Source organism: Parabacteroides sp. AM08-6 (assembly GCF_003473295.1).
In the GTDB taxonomy this organism is placed as follows: domain Bacteria; phylum Bacteroidota; class Bacteroidia; order Bacteroidales; family Tannerellaceae; genus Parabacteroides.
Window position 1 is genome coordinate 1 of sequence record NZ_QRMP01000050.1, and the last position, 385, is coordinate 385.

Annotated in this window: 1 protein-coding gene; it reads left to right on the forward strand. The window is 39.5% G+C overall.

Going from position 1 to position 385, the window contains the following annotated elements; translation table 11 throughout:
* Positions 1-327, forward strand: a 327-nt coding sequence (locus DW103_RS17355; protein WP_370453492.1) for a DUF6808 domain-containing protein, incomplete at its 5' end; no start/stop codon positions are given.
* Between the last annotated feature and the right edge of the window lie 58 nt (positions 328-385).

Here is a 385-nt window from a genome sequence, read left to right on the forward strand (position 1 = left end):
ACCCTTATCGAACGTTTCCCTGAACCGGTAAAAGAGGTGGTGACGAAGTATGTCTCATTACCACCTGACACAGTAATCAAGTATATTAAGGGAGATACAATATATATTCCTGTTTCTCAGAAAGAGTATTTAACCCCTGATTATCACGCGTGGGTATCTGGATACAATGCAGCGTTGGATAGCATAAATGTATTTCCAAAGACAATGTATATTACAAAACGCATACCGTCTCGTCGTTGGGGATTAGGCGTTATAGCGGGATATGGTATAGGCAAGCACGGTTTATCTCCTTATGTCGGGATAGGAGGGTTCTATAGGATTTGGTAGATTTCTTTTTGTTTTTATGTTATTAGTATTTAGTGTTAATGTTGAAGCTGCTCTGCCT